The organism is Paludibaculum fermentans (genome assembly GCF_051172195.1).
GTDB lineage: Bacteria > Acidobacteriota > Terriglobia > Bryobacterales > Bryobacteraceae > Paludibaculum > Paludibaculum fermentans_A.
Map to the genome: position 1 here is coordinate 194,430 of NZ_JBPJAQ010000004.1, position 16,295 is coordinate 210,724.

At 60.6% G+C, this 16,295-nt stretch carries 14 protein-coding genes; 11 read left to right on the plus strand and 3 right to left on the minus strand.

The window, feature by feature from the left end:
- The first annotated feature begins 507 nt into the window (after positions 1 to 507).
- The 4 genes from ACR9Y2_RS37565 to ACR9Y2_RS37580 all read left to right on the plus strand — a co-directional run bounded on the left by ACR9Y2_RS37565 (position 508) and on the right by ACR9Y2_RS37580 (position 3,283).
- Positions 508 to 1,650 carry an aminotransferase class V-fold PLP-dependent enzyme gene (locus ACR9Y2_RS37565; protein ID WP_435047052.1) on the plus strand — a complete coding sequence of 381 codons (1,143 nt, stop codon included), beginning with the start codon at positions 508 to 510 and terminating at the stop codon, positions 1,648 to 1,650.
- A 274-nt stretch (positions 1,651 to 1,924) separates the two neighbouring features.
- The gene (locus ACR9Y2_RS37570; protein WP_435047053.1) at positions 1,925 to 2,116 is read left to right on the plus strand and encodes a hypothetical protein; all 192 of its coding nucleotides are present in this window, start codon (positions 1,925 to 1,927) and stop codon (positions 2,114 to 2,116) included.
- 12 nt (positions 2,117 to 2,128) lie between these two features.
- Positions 2,129 to 2,665, plus strand: coding sequence for a hypothetical protein (locus tag ACR9Y2_RS37575; RefSeq protein WP_435047054.1), 537 nt, complete (start codon positions 2,129 to 2,131; stop codon positions 2,663 to 2,665).
- Positions 2,666 to 2,677: 12 nt separating this feature from the next.
- Positions 2,678 to 3,283 (plus strand): hypothetical protein, encoded by a 606-nt coding sequence (locus tag ACR9Y2_RS37580; protein ID WP_435047055.1) that lies wholly within the window; start codon positions 2,678 to 2,680, stop codon positions 3,281 to 3,283.
- 123 nt (positions 3,284 to 3,406) lie between these two features.
- Here ACR9Y2_RS37580 and ACR9Y2_RS37585 read toward each other — a convergent pair whose 3' ends face one another.
- Both ACR9Y2_RS37585 and ACR9Y2_RS37590 read right to left on the minus strand, forming a co-directional pair.
- The gene (locus tag ACR9Y2_RS37585; protein ID WP_435047056.1) at positions 3,407 to 4,813 is read right to left on the minus strand and encodes a class I adenylate-forming enzyme family protein; all 1,407 of its coding nucleotides are present in this window, start codon (positions 4,811 to 4,813) and stop codon (positions 3,407 to 3,409) included.
- Complete coding sequence (locus ACR9Y2_RS37590) at positions 4,810 to 5,946, minus strand: MFS transporter (protein ID WP_435047057.1); 1,137 nt, start codon at positions 5,944 to 5,946, stop codon at positions 4,810 to 4,812. Before ACR9Y2_RS37590 ends, ACR9Y2_RS37585 begins: the two co-directional genes overlap by 4 nt.
- A 156-nt stretch (positions 5,947 to 6,102) precedes the next feature.
- Here ACR9Y2_RS37590 and ACR9Y2_RS37595 point away from each other — a divergent pair, with 156 nt between their 5' ends.
- Positions 6,103 to 7,272, plus strand: a complete 1,170-nt coding sequence (locus ACR9Y2_RS37595) for an esterase (protein WP_435047058.1) — start codon at positions 6,103 to 6,105, stop codon at positions 7,270 to 7,272.
- A gap of 46 nt (positions 7,273 to 7,318) precedes the next feature.
- Here ACR9Y2_RS37595 and ACR9Y2_RS37600 read toward each other — a convergent pair whose 3' ends face one another.
- A complete protein-coding gene (locus tag ACR9Y2_RS37600; protein WP_435047059.1) occupies positions 7,319 to 8,848 on the minus strand; it encodes a glycoside hydrolase in 1,530 nt (509 codons plus the stop codon).
- Between the two features lie 309 nt (positions 8,849 to 9,157).
- Between ACR9Y2_RS37600 and ACR9Y2_RS37605 the strand changes: the two genes are divergently transcribed.
- From ACR9Y2_RS37605 to ACR9Y2_RS37630, 6 genes are read left to right on the plus strand one after another with little or no spacing between them, the layout of a single operon-like run.
- The gene (locus ACR9Y2_RS37605; RefSeq protein ID WP_435047060.1) at positions 9,158 to 11,407 is read left to right on the plus strand and encodes a chemotaxis protein CheA; all 2,250 of its coding nucleotides are present in this window, start codon (positions 9,158 to 9,160) and stop codon (positions 11,405 to 11,407) included.
- 4 nt (positions 11,408 to 11,411) lie between these two features.
- Entirely contained in the window at positions 11,412 to 11,891 is a 480-nt protein-coding gene (locus tag ACR9Y2_RS37610) for a chemotaxis protein CheW (protein WP_435047061.1), read from the plus strand.
- A 30-nt stretch (positions 11,892 to 11,921) separates the two neighbouring features.
- Positions 11,922 to 13,898, plus strand: a complete 1,977-nt coding sequence (locus ACR9Y2_RS37615; RefSeq protein ID WP_435047062.1) for a methyl-accepting chemotaxis protein — start codon at positions 11,922 to 11,924, stop codon at positions 13,896 to 13,898.
- Positions 13,899 to 13,920: 22 nt separating this feature from the next.
- A complete protein-coding gene (locus tag ACR9Y2_RS37620; protein ID WP_435047247.1) occupies positions 13,921 to 14,283 on the plus strand; it encodes a response regulator in 363 nt (120 codons plus the stop codon).
- A gap of 5 nt (positions 14,284 to 14,288) precedes the next feature.
- Positions 14,289 to 15,374: a chemotaxis-specific protein-glutamate methyltransferase CheB gene (gene cheB / locus ACR9Y2_RS37625; protein ID WP_435047063.1), complete on the plus strand. Its 1,086-nt coding sequence runs from the start codon at positions 14,289 to 14,291 to the stop codon at positions 15,372 to 15,374.
- 14 nt (positions 15,375 to 15,388) lie between these two features.
- On the plus strand, positions 15,389 to 16,237 hold the full coding sequence (locus tag ACR9Y2_RS37630; protein WP_435047064.1) for a CheR family methyltransferase: 849 nt from the start codon (positions 15,389 to 15,391) through the stop codon (positions 16,235 to 16,237).
- The last annotated feature ends 58 nt before the right edge of the window (positions 16,238 to 16,295 follow it).

Genomic DNA, 16,295 nt, shown 5'->3' on the forward strand with positions numbered 1-16,295 from the left:
GAAAGCAACTCCTCGCCGTATGCCTCTCGACGAGCTTAATTGGCCAACAACAGCCTTTGGCATTAATCACAAATTACAAAAATGCACCATTAAGACCTACATCTTTGCGCTCGCTAATGGCTCTTTTGGCATGCCAGTCTGGATACCTACGAATTTCCACCATCCCTACTTCTTGACTAGATAATCAAATTGCGCTTCTCTTCCCTTTGACGGAAACAACAGCCGCGCTGACTCACACAGCGACTGCGGCGGGCCTTAGCGCCTTCGAACCATACAGGCAGAGCGCCGACAACTGCCCGTCGTCCACAGAGACGGCGCTCTATCAACTTGACGTTTCTGAAACGCCTGGAATCATATAACAGCGATACAGTAACGGCCCGCATAGGAACTTACCTAACTTTGTTTCATAGATTCGAAGGAGACTCATCCTTCCACTTTCATCTCTTACAAACTTGTACCGCTAAAGTTAAAACCCAATCATCCCGATAACTCTGCAGCGAGGAAAGCGTGTCGTGCTATCTCAATAATGCTGCTGAAGGCTGGCCTAAGGCTCCTGGCGTCATTGAAGCCATTGCAGACTCGCTCGCCGCCCCATGCCGCGAGTCAGAAAGAGACGCGGGACATACCCCAGGGCTGGTGGGCACATGCAGACAGCGGGTCGCTGCCCTGCTGGGCACCACGGACGCCACCAGGGTTTTGTTCACCTTGAATGCGACCCACGCGCTGAATATCGCGATTCTTGGGTTGCCCCTGCGTGAGGGATCGCTGGTTGTAACGAGTTCGGCCGCCCACAATGCGGTGCTGCGGCCCCTGGAGCGACTGCGGCGTGGAACCGGCATCTCCCTGCGCATTGTGAGAACCAACCCAGCAGGCGGAGTGGACGCAGACGACTATGCCGAGGCGTTGCAGTGCGAGCCGAGCCTGGTGGTTCTTGGCCATCGATCGAATGTAACTGGACATGTCGAAGACATTCCTGTTCTCTTCGAGCAGGCCCGCGCCGCAGGGGCGCGAACCCTACTGGACGCAGCCCAATCCGTGGGCCATCTGGATTGCAGGGCCGGCGAGTTGCACGCCGATATGATCGCTTTCAGTGGACACAAGGGATTGCACGGACCTCCGGGGGTTGGCGTGCTGTATGTCGCACCCGGACTGGAACTGGACCAGACGATTGTCGGGGGCACAGGCTCTCGGAGTGACTTGCCTGCCCATCCCCCTGAGATGCCGACACGCCTCGAAGCGGGCACTCCGAACCTAACGGGATTGGCGGGATTGGAGGCGGCACTCGCCTGGCATGAGCAGCGGGGCGCAGAGCATCGCCAGAGGGAGAGAGCAATTGCCCTCGCGCTCAGAGACGGGTTAAGAGGGGTCCCGGGATTAGCCCTGATCCCAGACGATGATCGCGGCGGCGGAATAGTTTCGTTCCGCCTGGAAGGGTGGAGGCCGGAAGAACTGGGCCACTGCCTGCAGGAGAGCTTCGGCCTCATCTGCAGGAGCGGCCTGCACTGCGCGCCGCTGATCCACCAGGCCATGGGAACAGCGCCGGAGGGAACGGTTCGATTCAGTGTTTCCGGCTTCACTACCGAACGGGAGATTGGTGAAACCATTGACGCCGTAGCACGGGTATCGCGATGCACATCATTGAGCGCCTGAAGCTGGAGGACTGCTTTGATGGCAGCGCCGTTTATCGATACCGGTTTGATTCCGAGTGGACCAGGGAGAAGATCCTGGCTCTACGTTCAATGGGGGAAGTCCAATACTTCCCCAGTTTTCCGCGTCCCTACTTCAGGCTGCGATCCCCACGCGGGCTGATCGTGCAGGGAGTGGAGAGCGAAGCGAATTGCCGGGTGACGTTTCCACGCCGCGATCAAGAAGAGATCCGGCGGACCTGGGATAGAGCACTTGAGGCAACAGTGGAGGAGTGCTTGTGGCACAAAAGCTAGTAAAACTTTACGAATTCATTAACGAGCATGGGGGCGCCACCGCGAAGATGCGCGTCGCCATGAAGACATTGGTCCCGTCCGCGAAGGCGGAACAGACTCCGGATACACCGGAAATCATTGAGAAATTCCGGGTTGCCATTCGAGAGGTCACGGGCCAGGAAGCCCCCAATGTGTGAGGAGGAGAAGTAATGCCTATCAACAAAAAGACTGAGCTCGTGATTGAACGGACCTTCGATCCAGTCCGTTCGCGGCACAGCGTTAATGGTGTGACGCATGTGCTGCACTGCCATCACTATGTGACGCTCTACACGCAACTGGCAGAGGACTGCGCGTTCCTGGATGGAAAGAAACTCCTGCGGGAAGTGAGCGAAGACGCGTTCTTCCACATTCTGTCGGACTACTATCGCAAGAACGGCATCGAGACGATTGCCGATCGCATCACAATCGGCGAGCAATACTATGCCTTCAGTGGATTGGGGCAAATGAAAGTGGTGTGCGCGGGCGCAGGCGGTGGAGAAGTGGAACTGCTGACCTCGCACGTGGATGCTGGCTGGGTCAAGAAATTCGGCCAGCGGGACCATGCCGTGAACCATGTGACGTGCGGCTACGTCTCGGCGCTATTTGCCGCGGTGTTCGGAGTGGAACGGCGGTCGTTCAAGGTGAATGAAGTCGCCAGCATTGTGGCCGGTGCGGAACGTTCGCGGTTTGAGGTGGTTGTGAGCTAAGGGAGGCAGACTATGTCAATCAACCGCAAGAAAGTCATCGAGAACCTGTCGAAGATCGACATTGGGGGCAACGACGAGGGTCTGATTCCCGCGTTTGGGGTGTTTGTGAATCAACTCCCCGCCGTCTTCTGGAATTCATTCGCGGAGAGGCTTACCAGGCAGGTGGGGGTGGACCTGACCGAAGCGGCGGAGTTCCTGCTGGTGAATGCCGCGCATGAGTGTGGTTACCACACCGGCTATGGCATTATCACGTCGGAAGAGTGGAAGGCGGTGATCGCGCCGATGGTGGAGCAAGTGCCGGAGGACATCCTGCACGGCGCTTTTGCCGTACTCACCGCATGGGGTTGGGCGAAGTGCGAGATTACGGAACTGGTGCCGGGCGAGAGGATGGTAGTGCGGGCTTACGACTATTACGAGGCCGATGTTGTCGAATATGGAGCAGCCAGCAAGCCCGGCGCCTATATGCTGCAAGGGATCTCGGCCGCGTTCATGGACCTGGCCTACGGCGGCCCGTACGACGTGACCGGTAAAAAGGGCATCAGGACGTTCCGCACTGTGCAAACCAAAGGCATCGAATGCGGAAACGAGTATGGCGAGTTCGTCGTCAGCAAGAACTGACCGGAGCCCGCTGGGGCGGCCGCTAGACCCGGTCGCGCCGGTTCGGGGTTGAAGAGCCGCACGGCCTTCCGGGTCCGCGATACAGCGCGGGCCCGGCAGGCCAGGCGGACAACTCCGCGTTCGTTACGCCGTCCAGGGAGGTAGAAGGTGCTTCTGGATCTTGCCCAGCGCCGTCCGGGGCAACTTCTCGACCATGACAAAATCACGCGGCACCTTGAACGAGGCGAGCTTCTCGCGGCAGCGGGTGTCAAGCGCGGCGGCATCGATCGGCGTCCGGACCACGATGTAGGCGACGGGGATTTCCCCTCTCAGTTTGTCGGGCACCCCAACCACCGCGGCTTCCGCTATTTCTGCCTGCTCCAGCAGAAACTCCTCGATCTCCCGTGGATAGATATTGAAGCCGCCGGAGATGATGAGGTCGCTCTTGCGGCCCAGCAGGGTGTAGTAACCATCCTCTGAACGTTCCGCGATATCCCCGGTCCTGAACCAGCCATCCTCGAAGGCAGCCGCTGTCGCCTCTTCCCGCCGCCAGTATCCGGCACACACATTGGGGCCGCGCAACTGCAGTTCTCCATTCACGATGCGAACCGAGATCCCGGGTAGAGGGAGGCCTACCGTCCCGGGCCGGCGTTCACCCGAATAGGGATTGGAGACATTCATCAGGGTCTCGGTCATGCCATAGCGTTCCAGGATTGCATGGCCAAATCGCGAGTGGAACTCCTCAAACACCTGGGGTGAGAGAGGGGCTGAGCCGGACACAAATAACCGCATGAAGCCGCCTACCTCACGTGCTACAGCGGGAGGGAAATCAAGAAGACGTACATAGATTGTCGGCACTCCGAAAAACAGGGTGGGCCGGAAATCCAGAAACTCCGCGGAGGCTTTCTGATGCTCGAAACGCTCCAGCAGACGCATGCGGCAGCCGCTGGTGAGCCAGCAATGCAAACCGTTGCCGAGCGCGTGCACGTGGAACAGCGGCAGGGCCAGCAGGAAGCGATCTGACTTGGAGATATCCCAGCAGGCATTCAGGTTGATCGCATTGACCGCGAAGTTATTGTGGGTCAGGATGGCGCCCTTGGACACGCCAGTGGTCCCCGAAGTGTAGACCAACGCGGCCGGAGAATCGCCGTCGAGCGAACTGGAGGGCCTGGCGGCTTCCACTGGCGGAATCAACTCGTGGGCGAGCCACAGCGGCACGGTGCCCGGCATCGGCTGGGCTGCGATGACGGCTTTGGGGTCCGAATCGGCCAGAATGTGAAGAATCTCGCGCTCGCGGTAGAGGATGTTGATGGGGACGAAGATTACACCGAGTTTGAGGCAGGCAAGGTAGATGTCGATGAGTTCCACGCAATTGGAAAGGTAGACGCACAGGCGGTCGCCCATGCGGAGACCGCGGGCCTGGAAGAGCGCGGCCATGCGGTTGCTGCGCGCATCGATCTCACCGAAGGGATAGGAGCTGCCGCCAAATTCCAGCGCAACGTGGTCGCGGCGGCCCTGCAAGGAGAGATCGAACAGTTGGATGAGATTCATTGCTTCTCCGAAATTGCCGTAGCCGCGAGGGCAGCCACGATGGAAAATCCACCCAGCGCAAGAAAGCTGGATCGGAACTGGCCGCTCCAATCGGCCAGGTAACCTACCGCTGGAGCGCCGGCCAGAATCATGAGAATGCCCACCATGTTGACGAGACCCATTGCTGCACCCGCGCGGCCCGGGAAGAGTGCGGCCGCACGATTGAACAGGCCCGCATAGGGTAATCCGCAGCCTATCCCGAGGACGATGATGGCCGCAAGGGTCAGTTCGAGCCACTGCCCCCAAGCGAGGGCACAACAGGCGGCCGCATTGGCCAGGAGGGCACATTGCACGAGAATGCGGATGCGCGTTCGATGCAGCAGCCAGCCCCCCAGGGGCCGGGAGACAATGCCGAGCAACAGCACCGCGGATCCCATCAGGCCGGCCTGCCTGAGCGGCATCTGGAAGGCCGTCTTCAACAGTGTGGTGATCCAGGTGCCCACGACGATGACCAAGCCGAACGAGGCCATCTGGATGAGGCCCAAGAGCCACAACTGGCGGCTGCGCAGCATTTCGATGAGACTGCCCGTTGCAATGGATTTCGCTGCAACTGGTGGCGCCGAGAGGATCCAGCCCAGCCACACAAGGGACGCCACAATGGCCGAGCCGACAAAACCGCCCCGCCATCCAAAGGCGCCCAGCAACTGGGGAATGGCGAAGAGGACGAAGCCGGATCCCAGAACAACAGAGCCGCCAAAGAAGCCCTGCGCGACATGGAGTGCGCGTCCTTCGAAGGACGAGACGATGTAGCGTGCCCCGGCGGTGAAGCAGGCGCCTGTACCAATGCCGGCAAAGGCCTTCCAGAACAGCAACAACCAATAGGAACTGGCGAAGGCGATGGCCAGGTTGGCCGCTGCAACCCAGGCGAGGGCGAGGGTGAGGACGCGAACGGGTCCAAAGCGGTCAGCCAGGCGTCCACCCGGGATCTGCATAAGCGCATGAGTCAGGAAGATCCCGGTGGTCAGCAATCCCGCGCTGGTATTGTCGAAGCCGAACTCTCCGCGGAGGGCAGGAACCATTGGCGCATGATTCGTATAGTTCGCGGAGAAGGCAAAGCCGACAGCACAACCAGCAGCCAGGGCGCGTTTGTTCATAAGATCGTCGCAACAGTCTACCACTGCGCGGCAGGCCTTCCCTGTGGGTTGCCAGCGACTGGTTTGCGAGGCTTGCCGGCAGTTCGCGGGGTGAGCAAGCGACGGCCGGGAGGGTATACCGTTACGAGTGAACATTTCAACCTGAGGTGACCAATTGTGCGATCGCTCCTGCTGATTGCCTTCCTGCCTGCCCTGTTCGCGCAACAGGCAAATGTGAATCTCGATTACAACCCGCAGAAGAACACTGAGAACCTACTCCCGTTCGGAGCGTCTGTTCTTTCACCGGAAGTGCGGGACGACCGCACCGTCACGTTTCGCCTGAAGGCTCCGCAGGCGCACGAAGTACAGCTGTCCGGTTCAGCGCTGCTGATCGCCCTGGGTGCGACCAATAAGCCAGTGCCTTTCGTGCGCGGCGAAGGCGGGCTGTGGACCCTGACGGTGGGCCCCTTGAAACCGGACATGTATGTGTACTCGCTCACGGTGGACGGCGTACGGATGGCTGATCCGAACAATACGATCGCGGGTACGGCGGCCCAACCAGCCTTCAGCCAACTGGTAGTGCCCGGCGACGGCCCGTCCTACTATGACGCGCGCAACGTGCCCCATGGCAATGTGACCAGGCATGTGTACCACTCCGGAGTCACGAACGGTGAACGAGAAATGTATGTCTACACTCCGCCTGGGTATGACCGTGGAAAGCGGTATCCGGTGCTGTATCTGCTGGGCGGCAGCGGTGAGATGGCTCACAATTGGATCTACGACGGCCGCGTGAATTTCATCATGGACAACCTGCTGGCTGAAGGGAAAGCGCTGCCCATGATCATCGCTATCCCGAACAACCAGATGGTCCACCGGAACCACCCCAAGCACACCGAACTGACGTTTCCGCTGTTCGAGGCGGAGCTGCGGCAGAACATCATTCCGCTGGTGGACAGCCAATACAGTACGCGCAAGGAACCTCGGGGCCGGGCGCTTTCGGGCCTCTCGATGGGTGGACGGCACACCCAGTTCGCCGGCTTCAACAGCCTGGATCTTTTCGCTTCCTTCGGAGTGCTGAGCGCCGGCGACACGGAGAGTGAGAAGACCAGCAGCAAGTTTCTGAACGATCCGGACGTCAACCGGAAGGTGTCTTATCTGTTCGTGGGCCAGGGCACGGGTGAGGCATCCGAGCGGATTGGGGAACGATGCGTAGCGCTGCACCAGGCCCTGCTCAACCACAAAATCGTCCACGAATACTATGTCGGCGGCAATGGAGGGCACGACTGGGCCACCTGGCGGCATCTGCTCTACTACCGCTTTCTGCCAAAGCTGTGGCGGAATGAATAGAGGAATCGCTCCGGAATCCCTCCGATGGGCCGGCTGGCGTTAGCGCCTATTTTCCGGCGGCGAATTCTGAGACGAGGGTGACAACGGAACGGCCGGGCAACTGGAACGGCTCGCCGGCCTTGAGGGGCGGATAGGGTTTCAGTTCATCGCCCTCACGATCGGAAGTCACCCAGGGCGTCGTTTGCCGCAGCCGCCATCCTCGATTCGCCAGGTCGATCCTGGTTGAAATGCCCTGGGGCGTTTGCGCCATATTTACATAGACCACAACGACGCGGCGTGCCTGCGCGTCAACATAGGCAGTCCGCATGAGCCCCCGGATATCATCGGGCTCGCCGGTCACGCCAACGCGCTGCATCCCCGGGCGCACAAATCGGCTGTAATTGCCCAGGGCCCAAAGCAGCCTCGACGGCAGAATGGACTCAGGATCCCCCGGCTTTTTGTAGTCGGTATAGATGAGGCCGTCCTTGTAGTCTTCCGGCGACATGGCTGTCCACCACTGCCAGGCAGAGGCATTCGCCACCGCCAGGTCCAAGTGGATGATGCGGGCCACGTCGAGCGCCGTCGTCATGGTCAAGTCGCGCTTATTCCCCCCCTTGCCCTCTGGTCCCACCAGGATGCAGTATTCCGTTTGCCAGAGCCGTGTTTCCGGAAATTTCTTCATCCGTTCGGCCAGCGCGACCCGATCGGAAACAATGGCGCCATTCAAGCGATCGGAGCCGTAGGCGTGGTACCCGAACATCGGGGCGAGCAGCGAAGCCATGGTGCTGTCGCCCAGAAACTCGCCGATGTAGTCACCATAGGTGGATCCGTATTGTCTGGTCATTTCCGGATTCGGCCGGACCATATCCGGCAGGCTGCCGCTCTCGATGAGCGCTATGCGGGTGTCCAGCTTCCTGCTGCGGAGTTCGGCGGCCAAAGCACGCGTGATGGCCTTGATGTCGGCATTGCTGGCCCGCGTTCCTTCCTGGGAAGTGCCGTCCCACTGCCACTGCGGTTCGTTGATCGGGCTGATGTACTGGAAATCTATGCGCTCCTTTGCATCGGGGTTGGTGCGAAAGTGGCTGAGGATATCGGACAGGTAGCGCGCATACTGCGGCTCGAAGCCCGGCTTCAGATTCGAACTGCCTTCGCCCTTGGTGGTGAATGTGAGGCCGTTGCGGGTCATCCGTCCGGGCGGGCTGTTCACGAAAGCCAGGAATTGGGGGACTCCGTGGGCCTTGGCCGCCCCCAGGAACCAGCGCTCGCCTGCCTGGCGCGTCCAGTCATACCTGCCTTCTGACACTTCGAAAGTCTCCGGGCTACGCCAGGGGTGAGTGATTTTCTGGTTGACACCCCCACCGATATTGAAACGCCAGCAACTGAGCCCGATACCCTTGGCCTGAGAGAAGAGCAGTTCGGCCACCCGCTGGCGGGACGGCAGGCTCCACTGGGCGAGTTTCTGCATGGTCCAGCAGTCGGAGGCACCGAAACTATCTATCCGCTGATAGGTGGTATCCAGCGTGACGGTGTCGATGCGCTGGGCCAGCGCGGAGAGCGGAAGGGCTAGCAGCAGAAGCGTACTGAGTGCTCGGTACATGGCGTCCTCAAAGCAGTCTGAATCGGCTATTAAGAACTCTAACACCGTGTATGACGCATTGCTTCCAAGGGTCGCCGGGTGAACCACTTGCCGCCGACGGCCCTGGGCAGTCCCACGAAATGGCGGAATCTTTACCTACTGGGCTCACGGCCAGATACGTCGCAAATCGCATTCTTTTTCATGAAGTCCAAGCCGAATCCGATATGCGTATCTGGAATCAGATTGATTCAGTCCGGCCTTCCCGGTTGACGTGATGGCTGGCAGGCCGGCGGCACAGCCGGTCGGCAACCATTTGAACGAGCAGGGCCCATGGAAGACCAGGAAGTAATCAAAGAGTTTTTGATCGAGAGCAGTGAGAACCTCAGCCGCCTGGACCAGGAACTGGTTGAACTGGAGCGGAATCCCTGTGAGCCGGAGCTTCTGGCTGGCGTCTTTCGCACATTCCATACGATAAAGGGAACCTGCGGGTTTCTGGGTTTTGGCAGGCTGGAGCGAGTTGCGCATCAGGCGGAGAGTATCCTCTGCCGCCTGCGCGCATTCGAGTTGGAACTCACCCCTGAGCTGATTTCGCTGATCCTGCGGGCGGTCGATGCCATGCGGGTCCATCTGGCGGCAATTGAAGCAACAGCGAAAGAGGCCGAAACAAGCGACGACGAACTCTGCGGCGCGCTGAGAGCGGCCACGGAGGCTGGCAAGCCGGCGGCGGCCCGACCCATTGCGGATTTGGAAACCGCCCCGCCGCGTGGACAGAATGGCGTGGCCGACTCCGCCATCCGGGTGGATGTGCACCTGCTGGATAAGCTGATGAACCTGGTGGGCGAATTGGTGCTCACCAGAAACCAAATCCTTCAGTTCACCTCCAGCCAGGAAGGCGCGGCATTGATCTCGTCTTCGCAGCGCCTGAACCTGATCACCTCGGAGTTGCAGGAAAGCGTCATGAAGACGCGGATGCAGCCCATTGGCGTGGTCTGGAACAAGATGCCGCGACTGGTGCGCGATGTAGCCATGGCTTGTGGGAAGCGGATTGCCCTCGACATGGATGGCGCCGGCACTGAACTCGACAAGACGATCATTGAGGCGATCAAGGATCCCATCACCCATATCGTGCGGAACTGCTGTGACCACGGCATTGAGAAGCCGCAACTCAGGAAGACGCGAGGCAAGCCGATTGAGGGGCGACTTTCCTTGCGGGCCTTCCACGAAGGCGGCCAGGTGATCATCGAGATCGCCGACGACGGGGGAGGAGTTGACATTGCTGCGGTGAAGGCAAAGGCGATAGCGGCAGGCCTTCTGCGGGCGGCACAGGCCGAGTCGCTGTCAGAACGGGACGCGCTGAACCTGCTCTTCGAACCCGGATTGTCCACCGCCCGGATGGTCACCAGCGTCTCCGGCCGCGGGGTCGGCATGGATGTGGTTCGCACCAATATTGAAAGGATTGGCGGCGCTGTCGAGGTCGCGAGCCAGTCGGGCACGGGGACGACGATCCGCCTGAAGATCCCTCTCACGCTGGCCATCATCCCGGGCCTGGTGGTTGCGCTGGGAGAACGGCGATCCGCGCCAAGGCCCACGCGGGCCGGCCGCGAGAGCGGCACGATGCACTTCATTATTCCGCAGGTGAACCTGATCGAACTGGTCAGGCTGGAAGGGGATACTGCGCGTCACTCCATTGAGAGAATTCGCGACACGGCGGTCTACCGTCTGCGAGGCAATTTACTACCAATTGTCTACCTGCACGCCGTGCTGGGCAGTGAAGGGCAGAGGGAAGACTCCGAAGTTGTGAACATTGCGGTGCTGCAAGCGGGGGATCGCCAATTCGGCCTGGTAGTGGACGGGATCCGCGACACCCAGGAGATTGTAGTCAAGCCGTTGGGCAAGCACCTGAAGGGACTGACTTGCTATGCAGGGGCCACCATTATGGGGGACGGACGCGTAGCACTCATCCTCGACGTTCTGGGCATTGCCCAGCGATGCGGTGAGGTGGTGAACGGCAGCCGCGACCGGGAGCAGAGCGGGCAGGCCGAACAGTCGGACCAGGCGATTCCCGGGAAGCAGGCCTTCCTGCTCTTCCGCTCGGGGCGATTCGAGCGGCTGGCGGTTCCATTGTCCACGGTCTCGAGACTCGAGGAGTTCCCTCAAACACAACTGGAGCGGGCGGGCGGACGGCTTGCCGTACAGTATCGCGGCCGCATTCTTCCACTGATTCCGCTGGCGCAGATCCTCGATCCGGGCAGTGCCGACACAGCGTCGCAAAAGGACCCAGTACAAGCCGTGGTTTTCCAATCGGGCGAGCGTACGCTGGGGCTGGTAATTGACGGCCTGGCTGACATTGTGGATGACACAGCGAGCATGACCCAGGCCAGCGGACGCCGCGGCCTGCTGGGTTCCGCGGTCATCGACCAGCGGTTTACCGATCTGCTCGACCTGGAAACAGTTCTGAAAGTTGGCTGGGACGACTGGATCAACGGCACCCCTGTTTCTTCCAACGCAGGCCTGGGTAGTCTAGTCGCCGCCATCGATCCGGCCACCCGGATCAACGAACTCGCAAAGGAGAACGCCTGATTCCATGACGTCAGCATGCAAACTCACCGACAGCACGGCTGCTATCCGCTACGCCACGTTCGTGGTGGCGGGCCACTACTTCGGCACCGATGTGACGCAGGTCCAGGAGGTGCTGCGTCATCAGGCGATGACACCGGTACCGCTGGCTCCGCCTGTCATCCAGGGGCTCATCAACCTCAGGGGGCAGATTGTCACCGCCATCGAGATGCGCCAGCGCCTGGGATTGCCCGAAAGGGCAGACCAGGAGGAATCGATGAATGTCGTCGTCAGGACAGAGGACGGAGTCGTCAGCCTGCTGGTTGACGAGATTGGTGACGTGGTGGAAGGCGAACCGCAACTGTTTGAAGCGCCTCCAGAAAGCCTGGACCCGGTGCTGCGGAGCCTGGTGAGCGGCATTTACAAACTCAAGGGCCGGCTGCTGCTGGTGCTGGATATTCGTCAGACGCTGAATCTCGACGCAATGGTTGGGCAATTGGCCGGCTAGGCCGGACACAGGATCGAAAAGGGAACATTCATGAAATGGTTCAATGACTTGAAAATCGGCGCCAAGCTCCAGGCCGGGTTTGCCTTGGTGGCGTGTATTGCCGGGCTCATCGGTTGGGTTGGGCTGTCCGGTCTCAGCGAAATCAATCAGAGGTCTTCCTCGCTTTATGCAGAGCGACTGGTGCCCATCCGGGATCTCGGCTACTCAAACGCAGCGGTGCTCAACATCAGGACAGAGGTCCGGAACCTGCTGCTTAGCAATGGCCCGGAAGAGCGGCAGCGTGCCGTGGCCGCAATCCAGGAAGACAACGACAAGCTCGAGAACCTCATGGAAAGCTATTCGAAACTGGCGTTGACAGACGAGGAGAAGGCTATCCTTGCGAAGTTCAAGCAGAACTGGGCGCCCTATAAACGTGGGCGTGATCAGATGGTTGCCCTGGTTCTAGCCGGGCGTGACGCCCAGGCCAAGGACCTCATGTTCGGCCAACTGCGCCAGTTGCAGTCGGACGTGCGGACCGGACTGCAAAACCTGATTGACCTGAATGCGAAGCTGGCGGAGAAGGACAGCAAGACCAATGAGGCCGCCGCGGCCACGGCGAGAGTCAAGATACTCGGATTCCTGGCGCTGGGCGTATTGAGTTCCATCGGGCTAGGGATGGTGTTCGCGGTCATGATCGGCCGGCCGCTCCGCGCCATGCAGAGCGCCGCCGCGCAATTGGCCGAGGGTGATGCCAGCGTCAACGTGGAGCTTGATAGCAAGGACGAACTGGGGTCGCTGGCCCGTGCATTCCGGACCATGACCGCTGTGACCCGGGAGAGAGCCGACCAGGCACAGCGCATCGCCGCCGGCGACTTCGCGGTCAAGATCACCGCCAGTTCCGAAAGAGATGTTCTCGGCAAGAGCTTTACGCAAGTTGTGGACGCAGTGCGGCGCCTTTCCACTGAGACAGAGACGCTCACCCAAGCCGCGGTCGAAGGCAAGCTCTCCACTCGTGGCGACTCTGCGCGATTCGAGGGCGGCTACCGGTTGATCGTCGAGGGCGTAAACAAGACTCTCGACGCGGTACTGGCGCCAGTGAATGAAGCAGCAGTGGTACTGGAACGCATTGCGCGCAAGGACATGACAGCGCGCGTCACCGGACAGTACAAGGGCGACCACGCCAGCATCAAGGACAACATCAACAAAATGGCGGACGATCTGCGCAGCAGCCTGCATCAGATTGCGCAGAACGCCAACTCGCTCTCGACAGCCTCGGAACAGCTGAGTTCGATCAGCCAGCAACTGGCCGGCAATGCCGAGGAAACGGCCACACAGGCGAATGTGGTGTCGGCGGCCAGCGAGCAGGTGTCCAAGAACGTCTCGGTTGTCGCGTCGGGCAGCGAACAGATGCAGTCCTCGATTCGCGAGATTGCCAAAAACGCGAATGAAGCAGCGCGTGTAGCCCGCAATGCCGTCAGCACCGCGGAAACCACGAATCAGACAATTACCAAACTGGGCGAGTCGAGCATCGAGATCGGCCAAGTGATCAAGGTGATCACCTCCATTGCACAGCAGACCAACCTGTTGGCCCTCAACGCGACCATTGAAGCGGCGCGGGCAGGGGAAGCGGGCAAGGGGTTCGCGGTGGTTGCCAACGAAGTGAAGGAGCTCGCGAAGGAGACCGCCAAGGCGACAGAAGAGATCGGCCAGAAGATCGAGGCCATTCAGGGCGACACGGTGGGCGCAGTCAAGGCGATCGGCGAGATCACAGCCATCATTGCGCAGATCAACGACATCTCGAACACAATTGCGTCCGCTGTGGAAGAGCAGACGGTGACCACGAACGAGATCGGCCGCAATGTAATGGAGGCGTCGAAGGGGACGAACGAGATCGCCAAGAACAATGCCGGAGTGGCGGAAGCGGCCCGCAGCACGACTGCCGGTACGGCCGATTCAGAGAAGGCCGCACGCTCGTTGAGCCAGATGGCCGCCCACCTCCAGAAGCTGGTTGGCGAATTCACGATCTGAACAGGAGCTGGCGATGCACGCAATGGTGGTCGATGACTCACGCGCAATGAGAATGATTCTGTCCAGGGAACTGGCCGCGCTAGGGTTCGAGGTAACCCAGGCGGCCAGCGGCACTGAAGCGTTGAAGCTACTGGAGCCGCCTCTTATGTGTCCAAGTCTCGTCCTGGTCGACTGGAACATGCCGGGCATCACAGGATTGGAGTTCGTGGAGGCGGTGAGGACGAAGCCCGAAGCCGCCGCCACGGCCCTTCTCATGGTCACGACGGAGACGGGCATGGGGCAGATGGTTCGAGCCATGGAGGCTGGGGCGAACGAATACCTCATGAAGCCGTTCACCCGCGAGATGATCGCGGATAAGCTGCGCATCCTCGGGTTGCTGGAGTAGAGCCCATGCATGCGTCCCGTGCGCGAAAGGAACTGGCACCCGGCGCAAGAATCCGAGTGCTTGTGGTGGATAGATCTGTCGTCGTGCGCCGACTGCTGACGCACGCCCTGGAGAATGACCCGTTCATCGAGGTAGTGGGCGCAGCGTCCACGGGCGCTGTCGCCCTGGAGAGGATTCCGCAGGTGAATCCAGACGTACTGACGCTGGACCTGGAAGTCAGGGATACGGAGGGAATGGAGACACTGCGGAGGGTCCGTTGCCTATATCCGGAGATGCGCGTGATTCTGATTAGTACCTCCCTGGAACGTGGCGCTCCAGCGACACTCGAAGCGCTGGCGCAGGGAGTGGATGACTATGTTTCGAAACCGCAGCAGGAGGCGCAGCCAGGCCAGGACGCGGCCCGGCTTCGAGGGGAACTGGTCCCGAAGATCCGGCAATTTTTTCGTATGGCGCCGGCGGCCCCGAGCATTGCGCAGGGCGGGGCGCCGCGGGCTTCGGTCCAGGTAGAGCGCACGCTGGGACAGGCCGTGGTCATCGGGGTCTCGACGGGTGGGCCGGCCGCGCTGGCCAGCATTCTGCCGAGTTTCCCCCCTAACTTTGCGTTGCCAATCCTGATCGTCCAGCACATGCCGGCGCAATTCACCAAGCTGCTGGCGAACAGGCTGTCCGGGCTGTGCGCGTTGCCGGTCGTCGAGGCGGTAGAAGGCGAACCTGTTAGAAAAGGAGCCGTGGTGCTGGCGCCCGGCGACTTTCACATGCGCGTGAAGCGGGAGAACGGGCGCGCTACGGTGCGGCTGGATCAAGCGCCGCCGGAGAACTCCTGCAGGCCCTCGGTGGATGTGCTCTTCCGGTCGGCTGGCGAGGTATACGGCGCCGGCGTGCTGGCCGCTGTACTCACCGGGATGGGCCTGGACGGGCTTCGCGGGGCCGCCACTTTGAAAGCCCTGGGCGCCACGGTCCTGGCACAGGACGAAGCGAGCAGTGTCGTCTGGGGCATGCCGGGCGCCGTGGCCCAGGCCGGTCTGGCAAATGCCATCGTTCCCCTGGATTCGGTGGTGCCGGAGATCATCCGGCGAACTCGGAAGGCCTAAGGACCAATTACAACATGAGCACGACGCTGACTGGGCCGGAACGGGCCTCCATCCGGCTGGATCCCGAGAACTACCAATTCCTGCAGGAGTTTGTTTATCGGGAATCCGGCATCGTCCTGGACCGCGACAAACACTACCTGATGGAGGCCCGGCTGAGCCCGATTGTGGCCCAACAGCGCCTGGGCTCGTTGAACGAGCTCTGCCGGGCCCTGAAGGCAGCCGGTCCTTCCGGCTTGCGTCAACAGGTGGTGGACTCAATGACCACGAACGAGACGATGTTTTTCCGGGAACCCGTACAGTACGACGCCCTGCGCAAAGTCGTTCTACCCCGACTGATGGAGCAGAGGCGGGATCGCCGGAGACTGAACTTCTGGTCAGCAGCGGCTTCCAGCGGCCAGGAAGCGTACAGCCTCGCCATGATGCTGCGTGAAATGGGGCTCGAGGACTGGTACATCCAGATCAACGCAACGGATCTTTCCACGCAGATCCTGGAAAGGGCCAGGCAAGGCCGGTTTCTCCAGATTGAGGTCAACCGCGGGTTGCCCGTACAGTACCTGGTGAAGTATTTCCGGCGTGACGGAATGGACTGGATCATCCGGGATGAGATCCGCAATATGGTCCGGTTCGAGCGCTTTGATCTGCGGCAGGGCATGGGCGCCATGGGTCCTTTCGACGTTGTCTTCTGCCGGAACGTCCTGATCTACTTCGACGTCTGCACGAAGAAACGAATCCTGGGTGAGATCCGGAGTACTCTCTTCCGTGGCGGGCATCTGCTATTGGGAGGCAGTGAGACGACGCTCGGCCTGGATGACGGCTACGAATTGGTGCCTGCCTGCGGGACCGTGCTCTATCGCGTTCCGTAGCTGCTGATTGGGCGAGAATCCACCGGCCGAAAAGGCGGGATTCGCCTGATGCAGTGGA